Source organism: Eisenbergiella tayi (assembly GCF_001881565.1).
Taxonomy (GTDB): domain Bacteria; phylum Bacillota; class Clostridia; order Lachnospirales; family Lachnospiraceae; genus Eisenbergiella; species Eisenbergiella tayi.
Genome location: NZ_MPDJ01000003.1, coordinates 162608 through 181894, shown reverse-complemented (window position 1 = coordinate 181894; position 19287 = coordinate 162608). Strand labels below are relative to the sequence as shown.

General features: G+C 48.3%; 13 protein-coding genes. 1 reads left to right on the top strand and 12 read right to left on the bottom strand.

Going from position 1 to position 19287, the window contains the following annotated elements; translation table 11 throughout:
• Positions 1–179: 179 nt before the first annotated feature.
• From BLA28_RS12095 to BLA28_RS12075, 3 genes are all read right to left on the bottom strand, one after another.
• Positions 180–2534, bottom strand: coding sequence for a helix-turn-helix transcriptional regulator (locus tag BLA28_RS12095; RefSeq protein ID WP_044963321.1), 2355 nt, complete (start codon positions 2532–2534; stop codon positions 180–182).
• A gap of 332 nt (positions 2535–2866) precedes the next feature.
• Positions 2867–3808 carry a hypothetical protein gene (locus BLA28_RS12085; protein ID WP_069158947.1) on the bottom strand — a complete coding sequence of 314 codons (942 nt, stop codon included), beginning with the start codon at positions 3806–3808 and terminating at the stop codon, positions 2867–2869.
• A gap of 262 nt (positions 3809–4070) precedes the next feature.
• The gene (locus BLA28_RS12075; RefSeq protein ID WP_069158945.1) at positions 4071–5261 is read right to left on the bottom strand and encodes a coenzyme F420-0:L-glutamate ligase; all 1191 of its coding nucleotides are present in this window, start codon (positions 5259–5261) and stop codon (positions 4071–4073) included.
• Between the two features lie 322 nt (positions 5262–5583).
• Here BLA28_RS12075 and BLA28_RS12070 point away from each other — a divergent pair, with 322 nt between their 5' ends.
• Complete coding sequence (locus BLA28_RS12070; RefSeq protein WP_069158944.1) at positions 5584–6141, top strand: hypothetical protein; 558 nt, start codon at positions 5584–5586, stop codon at positions 6139–6141.
• 64 nt (positions 6142–6205) lie between these two features.
• Here BLA28_RS12070 and BLA28_RS12065 read toward each other — a convergent pair whose 3' ends face one another.
• The 9 genes from BLA28_RS12065 to BLA28_RS12025 all read right to left on the bottom strand — a co-directional run bounded on the left by BLA28_RS12065 (position 6206) and on the right by BLA28_RS12025 (position 19276).
• Positions 6206–6697 (bottom strand): dihydrofolate reductase, encoded by a 492-nt coding sequence (locus BLA28_RS12065; protein ID WP_044963317.1) that lies wholly within the window; start codon positions 6695–6697, stop codon positions 6206–6208.
• 57 nt (positions 6698–6754) lie between these two features.
• A complete protein-coding gene (gene thyA, locus BLA28_RS12060; protein ID WP_069158943.1) occupies positions 6755–7603 on the bottom strand; it encodes a thymidylate synthase in 849 nt (282 codons plus the stop codon).
• A gap of 91 nt (positions 7604–7694) precedes the next feature.
• Complete coding sequence (locus BLA28_RS12055) at positions 7695–9296, bottom strand: MBL fold metallo-hydrolase RNA specificity domain-containing protein (protein ID WP_069158942.1); 1602 nt, start codon at positions 9294–9296, stop codon at positions 7695–7697.
• 513 nt (positions 9297–9809) lie between these two features.
• Positions 9810–11576 (bottom strand): ABC transporter ATP-binding protein, encoded by a 1767-nt coding sequence (locus BLA28_RS12050; protein WP_069158941.1) that lies wholly within the window; start codon positions 11574–11576, stop codon positions 9810–9812.
• 204 nt (positions 11577–11780) lie between these two features.
• On the bottom strand, positions 11781–13562 hold the full coding sequence (locus BLA28_RS12045) for a glycoside hydrolase family 35 protein (protein ID WP_069158940.1): 1782 nt from the start codon (positions 13560–13562) through the stop codon (positions 11781–11783).
• A gap of 61 nt (positions 13563–13623) precedes the next feature.
• Positions 13624–13986, bottom strand: coding sequence for a molecular chaperone Hsp90 (locus BLA28_RS12040; protein WP_069158939.1), 363 nt, complete (start codon positions 13984–13986; stop codon positions 13624–13626).
• Between the two features lie 158 nt (positions 13987–14144).
• On the bottom strand, positions 14145–15221 hold the full coding sequence (locus tag BLA28_RS12035; RefSeq protein WP_069153787.1) for a LacI family DNA-binding transcriptional regulator: 1077 nt from the start codon (positions 15219–15221) through the stop codon (positions 14145–14147).
• A 181-nt stretch (positions 15222–15402) separates the two neighbouring features.
• Positions 15403–16791, bottom strand: coding sequence for a hypothetical protein (locus BLA28_RS12030; RefSeq protein ID WP_009250849.1), 1389 nt, complete (start codon positions 16789–16791; stop codon positions 15403–15405).
• Positions 16781–19276 (bottom strand): hypothetical protein, encoded by a 2496-nt coding sequence (locus BLA28_RS12025; protein ID WP_069158938.1) that lies wholly within the window; start codon positions 19274–19276, stop codon positions 16781–16783. The genes BLA28_RS12030 and BLA28_RS12025 overlap by 11 nt, the downstream gene beginning before the upstream one ends.
• Positions 19277–19287 lie beyond the last annotated feature (11 nt).

Sequence of the window (19287 nt, the reverse complement as noted above, 5' to 3'; positions counted from 1 at the left end):
AAAACAAAATGTAAGCGTTTTCAATGAGGAATATCTTCCCTTTTCCCGGAGCACAAAAAAAGAGCCGGAACTCCCTTTTTCCGGGATATTCCGTGCTCCTTATCCTGTCAATAATCATTATCTTTACGCGGTTTTTTCCGAAATAATCCATTTCTTTCCGCCCGTCAGACAGAAAATGATTATTCCGGATCCTGCTTATTATCACTTTCGGAGGCGCTGTCCTCCTTCTTATGCTCCTTCCGGTAACGGCCGGGCGTGGTATTTTCATACTTGCTGAAAAACCGGATGAAATTCTGCGTGTTCGCATAGTTAAGCTGCTCCGCGATTTCTGAAATGGAACAATCGGAATTGAGCAGCAGCTCCTTCGCCGCATCCAGCTTTTCCAGATTGACTAAATCCGTAAAGGTCATATTCCGTTCAGCCTTCAGTACCTTCCAAATATAGCTTGGATGATAATTCAGCCGCTCCGCACATTCCGTAAGCGTGATATCTCCCCTTTTCTCCCTCACTATTTCCATAATACTGCGCAGGATATCCGACGAAGCATTATAACGGTACTGCCTGAGCGCTTCCACGGCCGGCTGTATGATACACCGGTTCAGATAAGACTTTAACTTATCCCGTTCAAAAAAGTCATTCAGCTTGGAAAAAACATCCTCCGAACGCTCCTTAAATATCTGATTGGCGGAAAGCCCCGCATCAGACAGCACCGACAGCACGGATACCACCAGCCTGTGGAGGAAAAAGCTTCTGTCATGGCTGGCGATTTCCCTGTTATACAGGCTGTTTACAAATTTATCCACCAGCTGGGCGGCTTCTTCCCCATTTCCGTCATTAACCGCTTTCATCATGGAATTTTCAATCACAAAATCATATCCGCCTATAATACCGTCATTCCGGGTGATATCTTCATAAAAGGTGATATCGCTGTGTGCCGCATGCAGCCTTCCCGTATTTCTCAAGGTCTCCATACATTCGTTATAAGCAGTCCTCAGATATTTCAGCCTCGGGAAGGGCTGGCTGACCCCGGAAATAACAGAACAGCCAAATTCCTTTTCAAAAAAAGCAGTCAGGCTGCTATGTATCTCCTTCGTCCGCTCCTGAAGCTCCTCGTCGGTATCCGCCCCGATAACCAGAAATATCTGCCCGTTCATACTGAAAGGAGAACATATCAGCAGTTCACTTATCCTTTCCGGTATTTTCCTGGCCGCCGTCATGCTCAAAGCCTCTGTTTCCAGCTCGCTTTCCTCATTTGTTTCGCCCTCCAGCATACACATAACGGTCAGCAGGCGGTATCCTTTCGCTTTCGGAAGACGGAACTGTTCCTGCAGGCTGTTCATCGCTTCCGGCGTCAGGCCTCCCCGGATCGCCCGCAGCATAAACTGCTCCACAAGCATTTTTTCCTGCTGCCGGACCATCAGCTGCAGGCTTTCCCTGGTATCCACCAGATGAACCACGTTTTCCCGGATCGCCGTGAATTCATCCTGCTCCTGCTCTCCGCTCCCCGTCACCTGGGAGACATAATCCTTCAGGTTCTTTACAGGTCTGTATAAAATAGCCGTGAAGATCCGGCTGATAAGAAAAAGCACCACCAGTATTCCGGTTATGATGAGGGACACCGATAATATCCTTCCTGCCCCTTCCCTCACATTTCCCAAATCATAGCCCAGGACATAAATCAGGCCGTTCGGTGAGGCCTCCCTCACCCGGATACGGTAATCCACATTTTTATCCAGCTGTATACTCCGGATATCGTTTCCGTTCTGCAGCTGTTCCAGGTTAGCGGAACAATAAGCCTGCAGGCCTTCATCCGAAGCAAAAAGAGGCGTCCCGTCATAATTGAGCACACATAACTCATATCCAGCCAGATTTTTATCCAGCTGCTGCTGCAGCTTTGTCAGATTCAGCCCCACAAGCACCGCCTGATCCATACGCTGGATACTTCCCGGCAGCTTCATCACCAGGAAAAATCCTGATAAGTCCAGAGTATTGCTCTGATAAACCCCATTGCTGTAAGGAGACGGCTTCTCGATGTTATTGCTCCAGAACAGGCTTGAATAATTATCCCGGATCTCATCCAGGAATTCCTCCATCTGGGTTTTATTTCTTACCGAATCCAGGCGGTACATACCGTTATTGGTAAGTATCCACCCTTTTTCCAGATTAATAAAAGCATATTTCCCCACATAATCATCAATATACGTGGGCCCCTTCAAAAGCTTCTGCGCATCGAACAGATTGCTGTATTCCCTGTAGGGGATGCTGTCCGTCTGAATCAGCCACCCTATTTCATCTGATGAGGAATTTTCCAGATAATACTGACGAATAGAGGAAAGGACTACCTCCACATCATTATAAATCTGGGTTTCTATTGCTTCCATGGACAGATCCGTCTGCTTCGTCACCTCATCCATATATATCTTATAGGATATCGCCCCCGCTATCAGCAATGGTACCGCCGCCATCAGCAATAAAAGGACGAATATCCGGTTCTGATATTTGCTGCTACGGCGTTCTCTGAAAGAGATTTTCATATACATCCTTTCCTTTCTTTTATATATGCTGAGGACAGATCACCTTCCTTCCGCGCCGGCCGTCTTCTCCATGCCGCGTGCCAGGCCTGCCTCATCGGCCTATCCGAACGGGTCTCTGCGCTGTAAGGATTCCTGTAAGGACCGTTATAAGCACGCCGGTACTAAGGCTGTGTCCTTTACAGCCTTAGTACCGCTGCGTGATTATCCGAGCGAAAGCGTGTCCTGTAAGGAACCTTACAGCGCAGAGACCCGTTCGGATAGGCCGATGAGGCAGGCCTGGCACGCGGCATGGAGAAGACGGCCGGCGCGGAAGGAAGGTGATCTGTAACATTCTACTCCGTAATGGCGACGACCACATCTTCTTCAATATAAATGTATTTGTTATCAGGATAGACCCATTGTTCGGATACACCCCATTCATAAGTGGTTTTATTTATCTCTGTCGGCATTCCCCAATCTGAGTTTAAAACTTCTCCCTTGGTCATACCGATACAGGGTTCGTTTTCCGAATATTCTTTTTCTTTTTCCACTTCACTCTCTTTCTCTGTTTTGTCCGTATTTTCCTTTTCTCCGGCAATTGTGTATTTAATGCACATTTTATTTTTATAAGTGACAGCGATTACTCCGACGTTCACTTCTTCCACTTTTGTCCCATCTTCCAGAAACAGCCTGTTTTCATAATAGTCGATTTGCTCAAAGGGTTTTATTCTTTTATAAGAAAACTTGCTTTTCCTGCCATTTATCTGAATTTCATACCCGCTGATAATCACACAGATTACGCCATCGGGTTCTGCCGATAATACGTACTCTCCCTGTAGTTTTTTCACGAAATCATATTCTATTTTTTTTTCTTTATCAAATAAAAATAAATTTGACAAGGCTCCTATCAAATAATAATCACCGTTTTCAAAAGCGGGATCTATCTGTGTTTCAAAGTACTCCCTGTTCTCCCTTATAATCTGGTTTCTTAATGCCGCTATTTCGGGCGAGTAATCTGACATTTTGTCCATATCCTGCGCTGCCTTTACGGCGTCCAGATATTCTCCGTTCTCATTTAGTTCTTTCATTTTCTGAAGGATTTCCCAATTAAATGCGCTGTTGTCTTCTTCTTCCGTGCTTTCAACCGCACTTTCTGTCTCTTCCGTTTCCTGATTCCACTTCAGCGTAACCGCTTTTCTGTTATTCGTAGATTCAGAACTGCATCCGGTAATGAAAACGGATCCGATCAGAACCGCACATAACCAAAAAACCGCTGTACTTTTAGATTTCCGCATTTTACCCTCCCCACAATAGCCTTCCATTATTACCAGTATAATAAAATTCCGGCCATTCTGCCATACATAAACAGTAAATTATTCCGATAAAATCGCTGCTGTTCATGCCCTGCGGATATACACGGCACGGCCGGAACAGAAATATGAAATCTTCATCAGCATAAAAAGCGCTGACTTCAAACCGCAAGTCAGCGCCTTTCTTTTTATTCCGCCCTGCTAAAAAAGCGGATGAAACCTTAGATAATCTTCAGTTCCTTATGTATTAATCCGTAAAGTTATCAAAATAACCCTGCACCAGAATAACAGGAGTACCCTTGTCTCCTGAACCGCTGGTCAGATCACACAGGGATCCGATCAAATCGGTAAGCCTTCTGGGTGTCGTTCCCTGGGATGCCATGTCTCCCACCAGGTTGTCCTTCTTTCCTTTAATCCTGGAGGATATCGCTTCCTTCAACGCTTCGCCGGACAAATCCCTGAAATCATTGTCCGCCAGATACTTCAGCTTCACTTCGTTAGGAGTTCCTTCCAGCCCTTCCGTATTCGCCACAGCGACACAGGGGTCGGCCAGCTCCCAAATCTTTCCAACCGGATCCTTGAAAGCACCGTCACCATAAACCATGACTTCCACGTGCTTTCCTGTTTTCTGCAGAACCTTAGCCTGGATATCCAATACCAGATCCGTACAGTCCCTGGGGAACAGCTTAATCGTGTCCTCCGTGGATTTATTGGAACCCAGCAGGCCATATTTCTCGTTGCAGCCGCTTCCGTTTACCGGTGCATTAAGAATATCGTCCAGACCACATACGGTCTGTGCCCCGCTCTCCTTCAGTATCCTCTTGGTGCGGGCTCTGCTGTGGATATCACAGGTGAGCACATTCTTTGTATATTTCAGGATTTCTCTCGGATTGTTTGCAAAAATCACTTCCACGTCAGCTCCGGACCCCCGGATTATTTCACTGTAATAAGCCACATAATCCACTCCGGTAAAAGGATGCTTATTCTCTCCGAACAGCTCCCTGTATTTTTCCAGTGTCAGTACATCACTGTAAGGATTCACTCCCGCTTCGTCCAGCTGATCCAGGGAAACCAGTTCATTTCCCACTTCATCGCTGGGATAGCTCAGCATCAGAACCACCTTCTTCGCCCCCATGGCTATACCGCGCAGGCAGATGGCAAAACGGTTTCTGGAAAGAATGGGGAATATCACGCCAACCGTTTCTCCGCCCAGCTTTTCTTTCACGTCCTCAGCGATTGCGGCAACAGGCGCATAATTTCCCTGCGCTCTTGCAACAATGGATTCCGTTACGGAAATCACATCCCGGTCTCTCAGTTCAAAGCCTTCACTTTCCGCCGCCTCCAGCACACTTGCCACCACAATGTCAGCCAGATTATCTCCTTCGCGGATGATAGGACAACGGATTCCTCTTGATACGGTACCTACTTTTCTTTCCATACATATCCCTCTTTTGCTGTTTCCACTTTTTTCTCTTGTCCGGAAGGGGCATTCCACCTGCCTCGTCCCGGCCTGTACTCTTTGTGCAGACGCACAAAAATATTATAATATAAAGAAAGCGGTTAGGGAAGCGTTAATTTTCCTTTTTGGATAATTTGGATATTTAATATACTTTTACGGCTGCCGCCGATACCCGACGCAGTTATGCCGCCCTTCTTAGAGATAGATTAGAGACTGCTTTCGTATAATTACTACTACGCCAGGACAGGCCTGCAGGAGGCAGTCCTTCGGGGGGAAAAACAGTAAAGAGAGGTAATTGGAAATGAACAAAAAATACATGTTGGCAGCAGTGGTACTGTCATTAACCATGGCAGCCGCAGGATGCGGCAGCAAACCGGAGGCAGAGAGCGGCAGCCCTGCCATTTTACCGACGGAACAGACAACCGAAGCTGAGTCCGGGTATTCACCTCTGCAAGATCAGGATGGCGATGTATCTGAAAAAGAGGAGGATATAGCGAATGAGGAAACAGAAAATAAGGAGACGGGAAGCCAGGAAATGATTTTTATAGGCGGAACAGTAAAAAGCACTTCGCAGAATTCATTTGTAATCAGCCGCACGCTGTTGGAAGAATCTTCAATTGGACATGGAGGTATTGTTGTGATGCCGGAGTCTGAAAGCCCTGAAAAAGAGCTGGTAACTGTCCGGTATACGGATTCGACAATGTTTGAACGCTGGACAATCAAGGGCGGCGGTGCAGATATAGTACAAGAGGAAGCCGCTTTTTCAGAGATTCAGGAAGGAACCGTTCTGGAGGCACTGGGCTGTTTTGATGGGAATGAGTTCATCGCAGAGAAAGTGATTATTGAAATTGATGAGTAAAAGATGGGGACAATCATACTTTTTCTTACGGCCTGCGCAGTAAATGCGCAGGCCTGCTATATTCTTATCTTTTTCTTTCATATTTAACAAAATGATAGGTGGTATCAAAATAGGTCTGCTCCTCGCTGTCGGCCGTTATTTCCCATTCCCCGTCTTCATCAAGGTTGGGGAAATACGCATCCGCCTCGTAGGCCCTGTCTATTTTGGTCACATGGGCCGTATCGCAGTAAGGAAGCAGCAGACGGTAAACGCTGTCCCCTCCGATAACATAGACATCCCGGGAATCATACTTTTTTACTTCCTCAAGAAGCTCTTCCACGGAATGCACTGCCACTGCATCCTTCACCTGGTACTCCGGATTCCTTGTGAGGACAATGTTTGTCCTGCCCTGAAGAGGCAGTCCGCCGGGAAAGGTATCCATAGTCTTCCTTCCCAGTACCACTACCTTTCCCAAAGTCTCATTCCGGAACATTTTATGGTCCGCCGGTATCCGTACAAGCAGGTCCCCCCTGCATCCGATAGCCCAGTTTTCATCCACAGCAACAATAATATTCATAATACCGCTCCTCTCCATATCCTCATTTCCATCTCTTCTAAAGGTATCCTTCTTCCGTCAGATAGCAATGGGAATATCCTTTATCTGTTCTCCGGTAATGTAATCCTCCACCGAAACATCATTTCTGGTAAACTGATAGAAATCCTTCACCTCCGGATTCAGGCTGAATTTGGGCGCCGGATACGGCTGTCTTGCAATCAGCTCCTGAATGATGGGAATATGCCTGTCATAAATATGGGCATCCGCAATCACATGCACCAGTTCGCCCACCTGCATATCGCACACCTGGGCCAGCATATGAACCAGAACCGAATACTGTACCACATTCCAGTTATTCGCCGCCAGCACGTCCTGGGAACGCTGATTGAGCACCGCATTCAGTGTCAGCTTCTCTTCTCCCTTTTTCTGGGTCACATTAAAGGTCATGCTGTAGGCACAGGGATACAGGTTCATTTCATGCAGATCCTGATGAACATAAATATTCGTCATAATCCGCCTGCTGAAGGGATTATTTTTCAGATCGTAGATAACTCTGTCCACCTGATCCATCATGCCTTCTTTATACTGATGCTTGACTCCCAGCTGATAGCCATAGGCTTTTCCTATGGAACCGTCCTCGTCCGCCCATTCATCCCATATATGGCTGTGCAGGTCATGGATATTATTGGATTTTTGCTGCCATATCCAGAGAATCTCGTCCGTAGCGGATTTCAGGGCCGTACGGCGCAGGGTTAACAGGGGAAACTCTTTGGAAAGATCATATCTGTTAACCACACCGAATTTCTTTACCGTATAGGCAGGGGTTCCGTCCGGCCATTTCGGGCGCACCTTCTCCCCTTCCGTACTCGTTCCATTTTCCAAAATATCCTTACACATCTGAATAAATGTCATATCAGCCAAACTCATATTGCTTTTTCTCTCCTGTTCTTTTTCTCAGGAACTGTCACCGACAGTTTATTACTGTCACCGACTGTTTCTTACTGTCACAGACCGTTCCCTACTGCCACTTATCACACAAAGCGTTTATCTGATCCGCAAACTTGCCCATATCCTTATTGGCCATACCTTTTCCGTTGCGGATAATTGCCAGCAGTCTCTGTCCCGCTGCCTCCAGACGGGCATAAACACTGTTAACCACGGCCGCCTTCGCCTTCTTTTCCTTTGCCTTCGGCGCCGCTTCCAATTCAAAGACATTGTTAATCAGGTCAAACCGGGTGCCGCTGAAGGGTGCATAGGTATCATAACCATGCTCATATTTCAGGCATTCCGCAAAGGAGGTGCAGACCGTATCTTCCCCGTGTACAATAAAAACCTTGCGGGGCTTTTCCTGAAAGCCCTTCAGCCATTCAATCAGCCCATTCTTATCCGCGTGTCCGCTCAGCCCCTGGAACGCCATGATCCGGGCCCGCACATCCACAGTTTCCCCGAAAAGCTTCACCTCCGAGGCTCCTTCCAGTATCGTCCTGCCCAATGTGCCCACCGACTGATAGCCCACAAACAGAATCGTACATTCTTCCCGCCACAGATTATGCTTCAGATGGTGTTTAATACGCCCCGCATCACACATACCGGAAGCGGAAATGATAACCTTCGGCGTATCATCAAAGTTGATTGCCTTGGATTCATCACTCGTAATGGACAGATGCAGTCCGGGAAAGGATATGGGATTGATGCCCCTGTGCACCAGTTCCAGAGCTTCCGCATCAAAGCATTCATAAATATTCTTCTCAAAGATTCCCGTAGCCTCCACTGCCAGAGGGCTATCCACATAAACCGGGAATCTTCCATGATTTACCACCAGGCCGTCTTCCTTTATTTTACGCAGAAAATAAAGAATTTCCTGGGTTCTGCCCACCGCAAAAGAAGGGATTACCACATTCCCGCCTTTGTCAAAGGTCTCCTGGATCACCTCCGCAAGACCGGCGATATAATCCGGCCGTTCCGTGCTGTGCAGCCTGTCGCCGTAGGTGGATTCCATAATAACATAATCTGCCTGCGCCGTCGGCTGGGGATCCCTTATCAACGGCTGATGCTTATTTCCGATATCTCCCGAAAAACACAGTTTCCGCTTAAAGCCCTTTTCCTCCGCCCACACTTCAATGCTGGAGGAACCCAGAAGGTGCCCGATATCCGTAAAACGGATCTGTATTCCATCGCAGACCTCTATAAGCTCCCCATACTCACAGGGTACTAAAAGGCCGATTGTTCCCTGCGCATCCTCCATCGTATAGGGCGGCTCATGCTTTTCCGTACCGGAATGTCTCCTGGCCTTACGGTTTTTCCACTCCGCTTCCTGCTGCTGGATATGCGCGCAGTCACGCAGCATGATGTCGCAAAGCTCTGCGGTTGCCCTTGTAGCATATATCTTCCCCCGGAATCCCCTGGCGAACAGCTGGGGAAGCATGCCCGAATGATCCACATGGGCATGTGTCAGAAACACATAATCAATCATCGCTTCCTGTACCGGAAGTTCTGCATTTTCAAAGGGATTGATACCCTGTTCCATACCTCTGTCAACCAGTATGTGCTTTCCTGCAGCCTCCAGATAATGGCAGCTGCCGGTCACTTCATGGTCTGCTCCGATAAACATTAATTTCATGCATACTCCTGTTCTGTGCCTTCGGCACGTTAGCCTGTTTGAAAACCGGACGCCGGAAAAGGCCCGACAGAGGTGTGTCCTGTCAGGCCTTTTTTATCACCGGCCTGCTGATCTTTAGTATAACATGATATGCAGTCCCGGGCAATTTTATTTCTGGTGGTGGAGTGGGGGCCCAAACAGTCTCTCCCTCACGCCCTGCTATCTGCCCTGAGGAGCCCGGCTGTGTGTCTTGTGTCTCTTCAGTGTCAGACAAAAAAAGGGGCTGTTTCTAACCATTTTGCTTCTCTAATCCGCTGCCAACGCGGCTTAAACTCCTCCCGCTGGTCGTCAGACAGCGCCGCTAAGGGCGGGCAGTGGATTAGAGAAGCAAAACGGTAAGAAACAGCTCCCTTTTTTTGAGATGTCCCTGAAGAGACACAAGACACACAGCCGGGCTCCTCAGGGCAGATAGCAGGGCGCGAGGGAGAGACTGTTTGGGCCGGGTAGTTCTTTGGCAGAATGTAGGAGGGATGTTTATGGTTGATCTGCAATAGGGTGATCTACTATGTTGGCTGAGGTGTAGAGTTGGTAGTAGATTCCCTTCTTTTTCATTAGGGTTTCGTGGTTTCCTTCTTCTACGATGCGGCTTCCGGAGAGGACAAGGATGCGGTCGGCGCCGTGGATTGTGGTCAGGCGGTGGGCTATTGTGAGGGTGGTTCTGCCGGCGGCCAGTTTATCTAGGGATTCTGATACCAGGTGTTCGCTTTCGTTGTCCAGGGCGGCGGTGGCTTCGTCAAGGAGGAGGACTTTGGGGGATTTGAGGAAGACGCGGGCGATGCTGATTCTTTGTTTTTGTCCGCCTGACAGTTTGACTCCTCGTTCTCCTACGTAGGTTTCGTAGCCGTCTTTGAGTTCCTGGATAAAATCATGGGCGCCTGCCAGTTTGGCGGCTTTGATGACTTCTTCTTTGGATGCGCCGGGTTTGCCGTATGCAATATTTTCGTAGACACTGCCGGAGAAGAGGTAAACGTCCTGCTGGACTACGCCTACGTTGCTTCTCAGGCTTTGGAGCGTTACTTTTTTGATGTTCTGGTCGTCGAGGAGGATTTCACCCTCGGTGGGATCGTAAAAACGGGGGAGCAGGTTGCAGAGTGTTGTCTTTCCGCCTCCGGAGGGACCAACCAGGGCTACTTTTTCTCCGGGTTTAATGGTGAGGTCGATATCCGCAAGAACGGGGGTGTGGTCATCCGGATATTCAAAGGATACGTGTTTAAAGGTGATTTTTCCTTCTACGTTGTGAAGGGGCACGGCTCCTTCTTCGTCAAAGATATCTATGTTTGCGTCCATGAGTTCGGTGAAGCGTTCGATTCCTGTCATTCCGCGCTGGAATTGTTCGGCGAATTCGATAATGCGGCGGATGGTTGCCAGGAGGGTGGTTACGTACATGGTATATGCCACGAGATCCGCGGGGGAAATCAGGCCTTTTATCATGAATATGCCGCCTGCTACAATCACTACCACGTACATGAGGCCGTCGAAGATGCGGATGGTGTTCTGGAAGGCGGCCATATATTTGTAGGTTTCACGTTTTATTTTCAGGAATTCCTGATTGTCCTTATTGAATTTTCCGAGTTCCACGTCTTCGTTGGCGAAGGCTCTGACTACTTTGTTGCCCAGAAGGCTGTCTTCGATTCTGGCATTCAGTTCGCCGATGTGGTTTCTCTGGCGTTTGAAGGCTTTTCTCACCTGGAGGTTGAAATAGGAGCAGGATACAGCCATTACGGGAATGAGTACAAAAATGATGACAGTCAGTAAGGGGTTGATTCCTGCAAGGATGACAAAGGATACCACGGCTTTTAAGAATGCAATGAAGAATTCTTCGGGGCAGTGGTGGGCAAATTCTGTGACATCAAATAAATCGCTGGTAATGCGTGACATAATCTGTCCGACTTTGGTGTTGTTGAAATAGTTATCGGACAGTTTCTGCAGGTGTGCGAAGGCATCCTCCCGCATGTCTGTCTCTATGGAGGCTCCCATTACATGGCCGGTATAGGCCATGTAAAAGCTTGCCATTCCGTCTATGATGCGGAGCGCAAAGTATACGCCGCCGATTATGACGATGGTTCGTATGGTCAGGGATGCCAGATCATTCATGCCTATGTTGGTAATGTAGCGCAGTATCAGCGGCAGTACCAGTTCGCAGACCGTTGTGAGGGCGGCGCAGAACAGATCCATTATCATGATTCCTATGTAGTTCCGGTAATAGGGGACAAATCTTTTAAGCAGTGTACTTGTTTTCATATCGTTTATGTTTATATCCTTTATGTTTATTCATTCCACAGCGCGAGGTTCAAATGTCCCGATGCTTACGGCGGGGTATTTGACTGCTTACAGCGCCATGTGCCGTTTTTTAGTGTATCACAAATTCTGTATTATTTCCATAAAAAAAACATGGCTGTCCAGGCCATGCCTTTCTTATTTTTTTACACATTTTCATAGGGGTCTTCAACCCAGATCCGGCTCCGCCTGAAGGGAAATACTTTCCCTACATTTTCCTTCTGTTTCAAACAGAATAATCTCGTTCTCCCCTTCTTTCAGAAGCACTCCCGGCAGATACAGCCGCTTCTGCGGGCCAACTTCCCAGAATCTTCCCAGATGAAAACCATTAACAAAAGCACAGCCTTTTCCCCAGCCTTCGCAGTACAGAAAAGTATCTCCGATTTTTTTCACAGTAAATACAAACCGGTAAAAGGCGGGCATTCCCTTTTCATATCCTCTTGTATAATCAAGCTTATCCAGATTATCCAAAGGAAGGCTGTACTGCAGCCAGCCATGTTTGGCAAACCGGTCATTTATCATCACACAGCCGTCAACACCCTTACGCTGCCAGTTTATCATGGGGCCATAATTTACTCTTCCCATATTTTCCATAAGAATATCCAGCCTGATATTTCCGGCGGCCGGCGGTTCTATCTCATGGCGTTCCAGCAGTTCCCTGTCCATCGCGGTGAGAACCCGCTTCCCATCCGCAAAAGCAATCGCACGATCCGCCGCTTTGTAAAGCCGCAGACTCCGCAGCTCCCTCTCCGTATGAAGCACGGAAGAATACAGCATATAGCCATAGCCCTGCCCCAGCTGCTCCATTGATTTGGGGCTGACCGTTTTTACTGGTTCAGACAGACAATCCAGCGCATGGAATAAATCCACCTTCTGGGCAACGGTACAGGAACCATAAGCGACCCTTTCGGAGGAAGGTTCTTTCTCACGGATAAGCGTTTCTTCTTTACTGAATTGGGATATCACTTTCTGGAAACGTCTGTATTTGTCCGTAATCTGCCCGTCTTCCGTAAGCAGTGCGTCGTAATCATAAGAGGTGACGTCTGCCGTCAGATGATCGCTGTAATTTGATCCGTTCATAAAACCAAAATTGGTGCCGCCTTCAAACATATAAATGTTTACATTGCCCATTTCAAGTATGTTTTCCAGTTCCTTCACGGCAGTTTCCGTATTGCCCTCATGGTGAGCCGCATCGTGCCAGGCATCGAACCATCCTATCCAAAATTCCGTGCACATGCATGGGCCGCCATCCGTATATTCCTCCAGAATGGAAAATGCTTTTGAGGCTCCGGATCCGAAATTGGCTGTTGGAAAGATACCTTCTGTTTTTGTATTGGAAAGCATGTTGTGATCCGGGCCGTCCGAAGCGAAAAGCGGCACAGTGATTCCTCTCTCACGCATCATGTCCCTGAGACTTTCCAGATATTTCTTATCATTACCGAAAGAACCGTATTCATTTTCCACCTGGAGCATGAGCACCGGTCCGCCCTGATCGATCTGAAGCGGCGCCAGCAGAGGCATCAGGCGGTCATAATAGTCCCTTACATGGCGCAGATACCGCTCGTCGCTGGTCCTCAGATCCATTTCTTCCCCGGCCAGAAGCCAGAAAGGCAGGCCTCCGAAATCCCATTCCGCACAAATATAAGGCGAAGGGCGCAGTATTACCCACAGCCCCAGCCTTTGTGCCGTCCTGACAAAGGAAACCACGTCCAGCATTCCATGAACGTGTTCCCCATAAAAATCAAATTTTCCTTTTACCGGCTCATGCATGTTCCAGGGAATGTACGTTTCCACTGTATTGCAGCCCAGCTCTTTGAGCTTCTGCAGCCGGTCCTCCCAGTATTCAGGAAGGATCCGGAAATAGTGGATCCCTCCTGAAATGATTTGGAACGGTTCCCCGTTCAAATAAAATTTGTCCCTGATCTCAAAGGTTCCTGTTTTTGTCGTCATAATAGATTCCTGTTTCAATCGTGTAGTCTTTCCATTATCGGCGGCACACAAATGCCATCCCTTACTCAGCAAGCAGCATGTCCTTCTTCTCCAGAATCGCTTCCGCCGCCGCACAGGCCGGACAGTCACAATATACCGCTCCGGCCGCCTTGATCTCCCTTGCGTGGGCCGCAACATCTTTAGCTGATTCCGCTCCGAAGACTTCGGCTCCGTGTTCCGATTCCGCAAATGCAATCAAACCGTCAATCGGTATGATATCCGCTTCCAGTTCCGCCAGATATTTCCTGGTTTCCTCCGCTTCCTCTGATGTTCCGACCGCATCCAGCCATGCCTGCGCAGCCTCCTTCGCCTCGCTGCTGCATGAAGCTGCATTTATCAGATCGTTTGTTTTTTCAATTACATACTCTAACACTTCTTTACCCATAACTAAATTTACCCCTTTCTATTTTTTAATATCCATATTTTACCACATTTATCCGGGCGTTACAATTTTTCCTGCCATAATTCCGAATATTTTCATTCCCCTGGGCGCATTTACAGCCCCCTGCTTTGTGCCGTATGTACGACATGCATATACAGGGCTCATCTGCATCTGCCCAGGCTTTCCCTCTCAATGAATTCCAGATCAAGCTCCTGATGGCGCTGTACTTTTTTCCCTTCTATACTGTCAATCAGCGTTTTCACGCTTTTTTCCGCAATCATCCTGAAATCACAGTGAACCGTTGATAAGGAAGGTGTCAGGTATCTTGAAAAAGTAATATCGTCAAACCCTATGACAGAAACCTCCTCCGGTATCCTGATTCCCATATCCTTCAAAGCGTTGACTGCCCCGATAGCCATCAGATCATTGGCTGCAAAAATCCCGGTGGGAGTCTCTCCCCCTGCCGAGAAGATCTCCTTGGTGATATCATAAGCCAGATCCTCATTAAAATCTCCGTTGCGCTCCTGATAAGAAAGAATCTGATCCTTATACATGTCACAGGCCCGGTGTACGCCATGGGCACGGCGCATGGCCGGAAGCCGGTTCCGCGAACAGCCGATATAGAGAATTCTTTTATGCTGCAGCTTCACCAGTCTCTCGATGGCCTCAAAGGCCCACACTTCATCGTTCATATTAACGGTCATGATATTCGGCAGATCGGTTTCCTCTTCCTGATTAATCAGTACGAGGGGAATCCCTTTCTGAGATAATCTTTCCAGCTTTTTGTTCCCGGTGGCATAGCCCAGGAGAATAGCCCCGCGAACCAGGCCTGAACTGAGATATCTCTCAATATCGGAAAAATCATCATCCCCGCCGGTTATATCCACCAGGGTCTTATAATCCCGTTTCTGCGCCGCATTGACCACAAGATTAACCAGTTCCGTAGCAAAATGGGATGTAATATGTGTACTTCCGCTGGATTCCTCGGAGTAGGTGGTAAAAAAACCGATAATCGGCTCCTTTTTCCCTACCAGGCTCCGCGCCTGGCTGTTTGGTTCAAAATTATACTTCTTTATGTATTCTTTTACCCGTTCTCTTGTCTTTTCCGAAACGCCTTCCTTGTCATTCATCACCTTTGATAAGGTAATGCGAGAAACCCCGATAATACGGGCCATTTCCTCCATTGTCATAAGCTGCTTTCCTTTCTGCAGATAAATAGTATTTGCATACGAAGTCATTTCCCTCTGCTATGTACGGTATACTATTATTTTGACCATGACGGCTGAGAAAGTCAATTGTTTTTTCATTGATTTTTGCATGAACGGTTATTATTCCGTAACGGCTCCGTTACCTGTTACAGAAAAAGGGCGCCAGGACAAAAAATCCTGACGCCGCTCCTTTTATGTATTACTAATTTTCCTACATTCCGCAGGTAATATGGCTGCTGCCATGGTTGTATCCGGTTCCCATGAAATGCTGCATTCTCCAGTGATAGCTGTGTGCAAATCTCTTTTTGCAGTATTCGCTTTCCACGGCATCGGCATCGCCCCAGATGCGGACCTTTCCCTCATCCTGGTAGTATACCATCAACAGTTCACCCGGCCACTGCATGATCTTGCCGCTTCTTACCACTCCGTCACCGCCGATAAAGCCCTGTACCTTGCCTTCGCGATCCACAACGCAGCCTTTTTTGGCGCCTCCTGCCCCATAAAATTCATGATAGCCGTCTCCGTCAAAATCTACCGGCATGAATTCATCTCCCTTAAAAGGAAGGGGTGATTCCAGGGGTTCGCCCGTCACGGCATCAAAATAAAAATCTTCCGGCTCCGTGTCCACAATGGCGTTGTCAATTACACGGCGGGTAATGCGCATTGCCATCGCCACCTTCCGGTAATCCGGGCCGATATTGGCAATCCAGCCGTTATGCATATGGCCGATGCTGTCCACAGCCGTCCATTCTCTTTCCCCTTTTTCGTTATAGGTAACAACTCTCGGTTCGCCTTCCTGCTCATAGTCCTCACGGCAGGTGTAAATATACTTCTTTCCGGTTTTGATATCTTCAAAGGGAACCACAATATCGGAATGTCCCAGATATTTTCCCTTATCCCCGCAGAATACCTCATGTCCGTCCTCCAGGCTGATCAGGCGCTCCCCCCAGAACAGTTCGTCCACTCCGTCATCATTGAAATCCAGGACAGGACACAGGTGGCTGGAACGCGCGCCGCCGTCGTCATAGGGGATCTTGATATCCCAGCGCTTTTCCATCCCCTCGCCATAGCCCTGCAGATACATGTCTCTGTAGGTTCCCTGTGCGGTAACCAGAACGGGCTTGTCGTGTACATAGCCTCCGGTTATGAAGAAACGATAGGAATGTGACATAGTATCGTCAATGGTATTATCCGGCCATGTCCACTGTCCGGTGGTCTCTCCGGTCAGAGGGTCGATTCTCTCAAGTACCCTGGCATTTAAGCTGAACGGGATATTCGGGTTCAGATTATTGACAAACCAGATTTCATCCACACCATCCTGATCCAGATCAAAAGAAATGAACGGGGCATACCATACGCCGGGGATCACGCCGTTCCCCAGGTCCCTCTTCCACATCCTGACTCCGTCCAGGGTATACAGCGCCATTTTCAGGGTGTCCTTGGGATAATTAAACAGCTCCGGCCAGGGATCCAGGTTCCCCTGGCTGGAATATACAAACAATACCGCTTCCGGCATATCCTTTCCCAGGGATACCGGGACAGAGCGCACCTGTCCCAGTTCCATACCCAGATCAAACTCCTTCAAACACTTAATTTCCACTTTCTTTTCCTCCTGTTATTACCAGATGCCCTGCCACATCCAGCGGATAATGATGAACGCTTTCCCCGTTCACATACAGCTTATTGTTTTCTATTTCATAACGGCTTGTACCGTCTGTTACCGTTACCTTCCCGTCTTCGCCCATGCTGATTTCCATTCGTTCCATATCATCCAGAAGCTCATCCACATTCCGGTATTCGCCGCAGGCTCCCACCTTCAGTACCCAGACATTATCGCGCCCCGGACTGATGAATTCCCGGTTTCGGCAATGTCCCACCGTCTGCCTGTGAAGTCCGTTTAAGGCCCTGACTCCGATAAAGCCGCCGTCCTTTTCCAGCGCGGCGGATCGTCCGCTCAGTTTAAAGCTTTCAAATTCACTTAACGGTATATAGGCATGTGTATAATCCAGCCGGCTCCCGCTGCCGATATGATATTCCAGAATACTGATATTCCTGTATTGGACCGCAAGCGGCAGGCATCCATTGCCCGCCCAGAAGCCGGGACGGCCGTTTCCATAAATTTCAGTCTCGCCGGGATGATTGATAAATACCTGTGCCGTTCCGTCAAGATCTGCCTGGACAATATTTTCCTGATACCCCGGGCCATAAGGCCTGAAGCCCACAGCCGTGGAAAGAAGGGCCCTGGAGTTCTTATACAGATACAGGTTAACGAATCCGCCGATTCCCTGGGTATTCTGATGGATCAGTTCTTCCTCTCCGCTCAGATTGACAAATTGCTTATATTCCTCCGGCGGTTCATAATCTCCCACAACAACAGGCACCAATGCCCGGAAATGGTCGTTCATATGGCCCGCATTGTAGAACAGATAAAGTAGGGACGGCATTCCCGTGCTGTAGCTCCCCTTAAGCTCTCTCTCATAGGTTCTGCCAAAGCTGGTCATGATATTGCCCTTATGCTCGTTTACCGCCAGGGAAAATGCCAGCATATCCAGCGCTTTCTTCGCCTTCTCGTGAAGGGAGGAGCCTTTTTCAGTCAAATCATACAGGTAGGCAAGCCCCATGACATCAATGGGCAGATAGGTACTGGAATTCCACTCCGTCGCAAATTCCGTAAAAAAGCTTTCGAACCAGGCATCCAGCAGCCCCTCCGCTTTCCGGGCGGCCTGTGCCCCTGTCAGTCCGCTGCATGTAAACATGCGTTCCGGCATGGATTTTCCCGCAAAATACTGGCATATGTGGAACATAAGCGCATGATTTTCACTGAAAAACCACATCACATCATCGCCGGGCTCATCAGCCCAGTAACGATATCCCGCCATGGCGTCCTCCACATCCTTCCGCAGCTTTTCAGAAAAACGGCCGGAAAACCTCACATACATATATACCAGGATGATAAGGCGGAAATCCGAACAGTCCCTTTTTTCATTCACCCAACCCAGATGATAGGACAGAATCTTTTCCAGGTTATCCGGAGTCTCCCCTTCATCCATACAGATAATCGCACGGTAATCACTCATTTCATCCGAATCCCGGATGATCTTCCTGATCCTCTGCTTGCGCTCTTCATAGCTGTCTTCCTGATATTTCATGAACCGTATATTGAACGAATAGGTGCCGATTACCTTGCTCATCACAAGTCCGGATACCATAATTTCCAGCCTGAAAAAATAGAAATTGGAAGGCACCTCATCGGCGTGGAACAGCGTCATCCCCTTCTGTCCCGGCTGTATGATATACTGCCTCTGTCCGAAGCCCCGATCCGGGGTGAGAAGCATCTTTACCGGAACAGATGTAAACGCTTCCAGATTCAGGTATACCGCTTCGCTCATATACGCTTCTTTGTCAAAATACATGTCGGAAAGAGCCTGCTCCGCCCTCCTGATTGTTTCGGTATCGGTTTCCTCCTTTACCGGAACCCGGATCATTATATCCTGTGCGCCCAGGTACCGGATCTGGTAATGGTAATCCGTATCCCGCTCCGCCAGATCCTCCAGGCAGACCACCAGTTTATTCGTACCCTTCCGCAGCGCCGCGGAAACAGTCGTATGCTGTTCGCTGTTTCTCTGAAACGGGACAAAATCCGTCACCAGTTCCTCATTCAGCCAGACCGTCACGGCGCCGCAGGTGGAAATCTCAAACTCCGCATCCTCTTCCTCAGGCACCTCTAAAAGGGTATAGCCATAGCTTCTCAGGTATGCGGGATTCTCATAAAAACCGGAATCGGCAATGCCGGCATTCCCAAAGGGGAAATATACCTTCAGCTCCTTTTTCTGTCCGAAAACCTCAAGCTCGTCCCCCGGCAGCATGCCGCAGATATCCATATAGGGCGGGATATTCCCAATACGGTCCCTGAAAACCTCCATACGGCAGGGATTATCATGAATGGAATAACCTTTTATCAGCCATTCATTCACCTTACCCTGAAGAACCGTTTTCCGGAACGGGTTTTCCTTTGTAAATACTCCGGCAGTGAGAAAACGGTTGATAAACCCGCCCGAAAACAGCTTATATTCCAAAAATTTCATAATTTATCCGC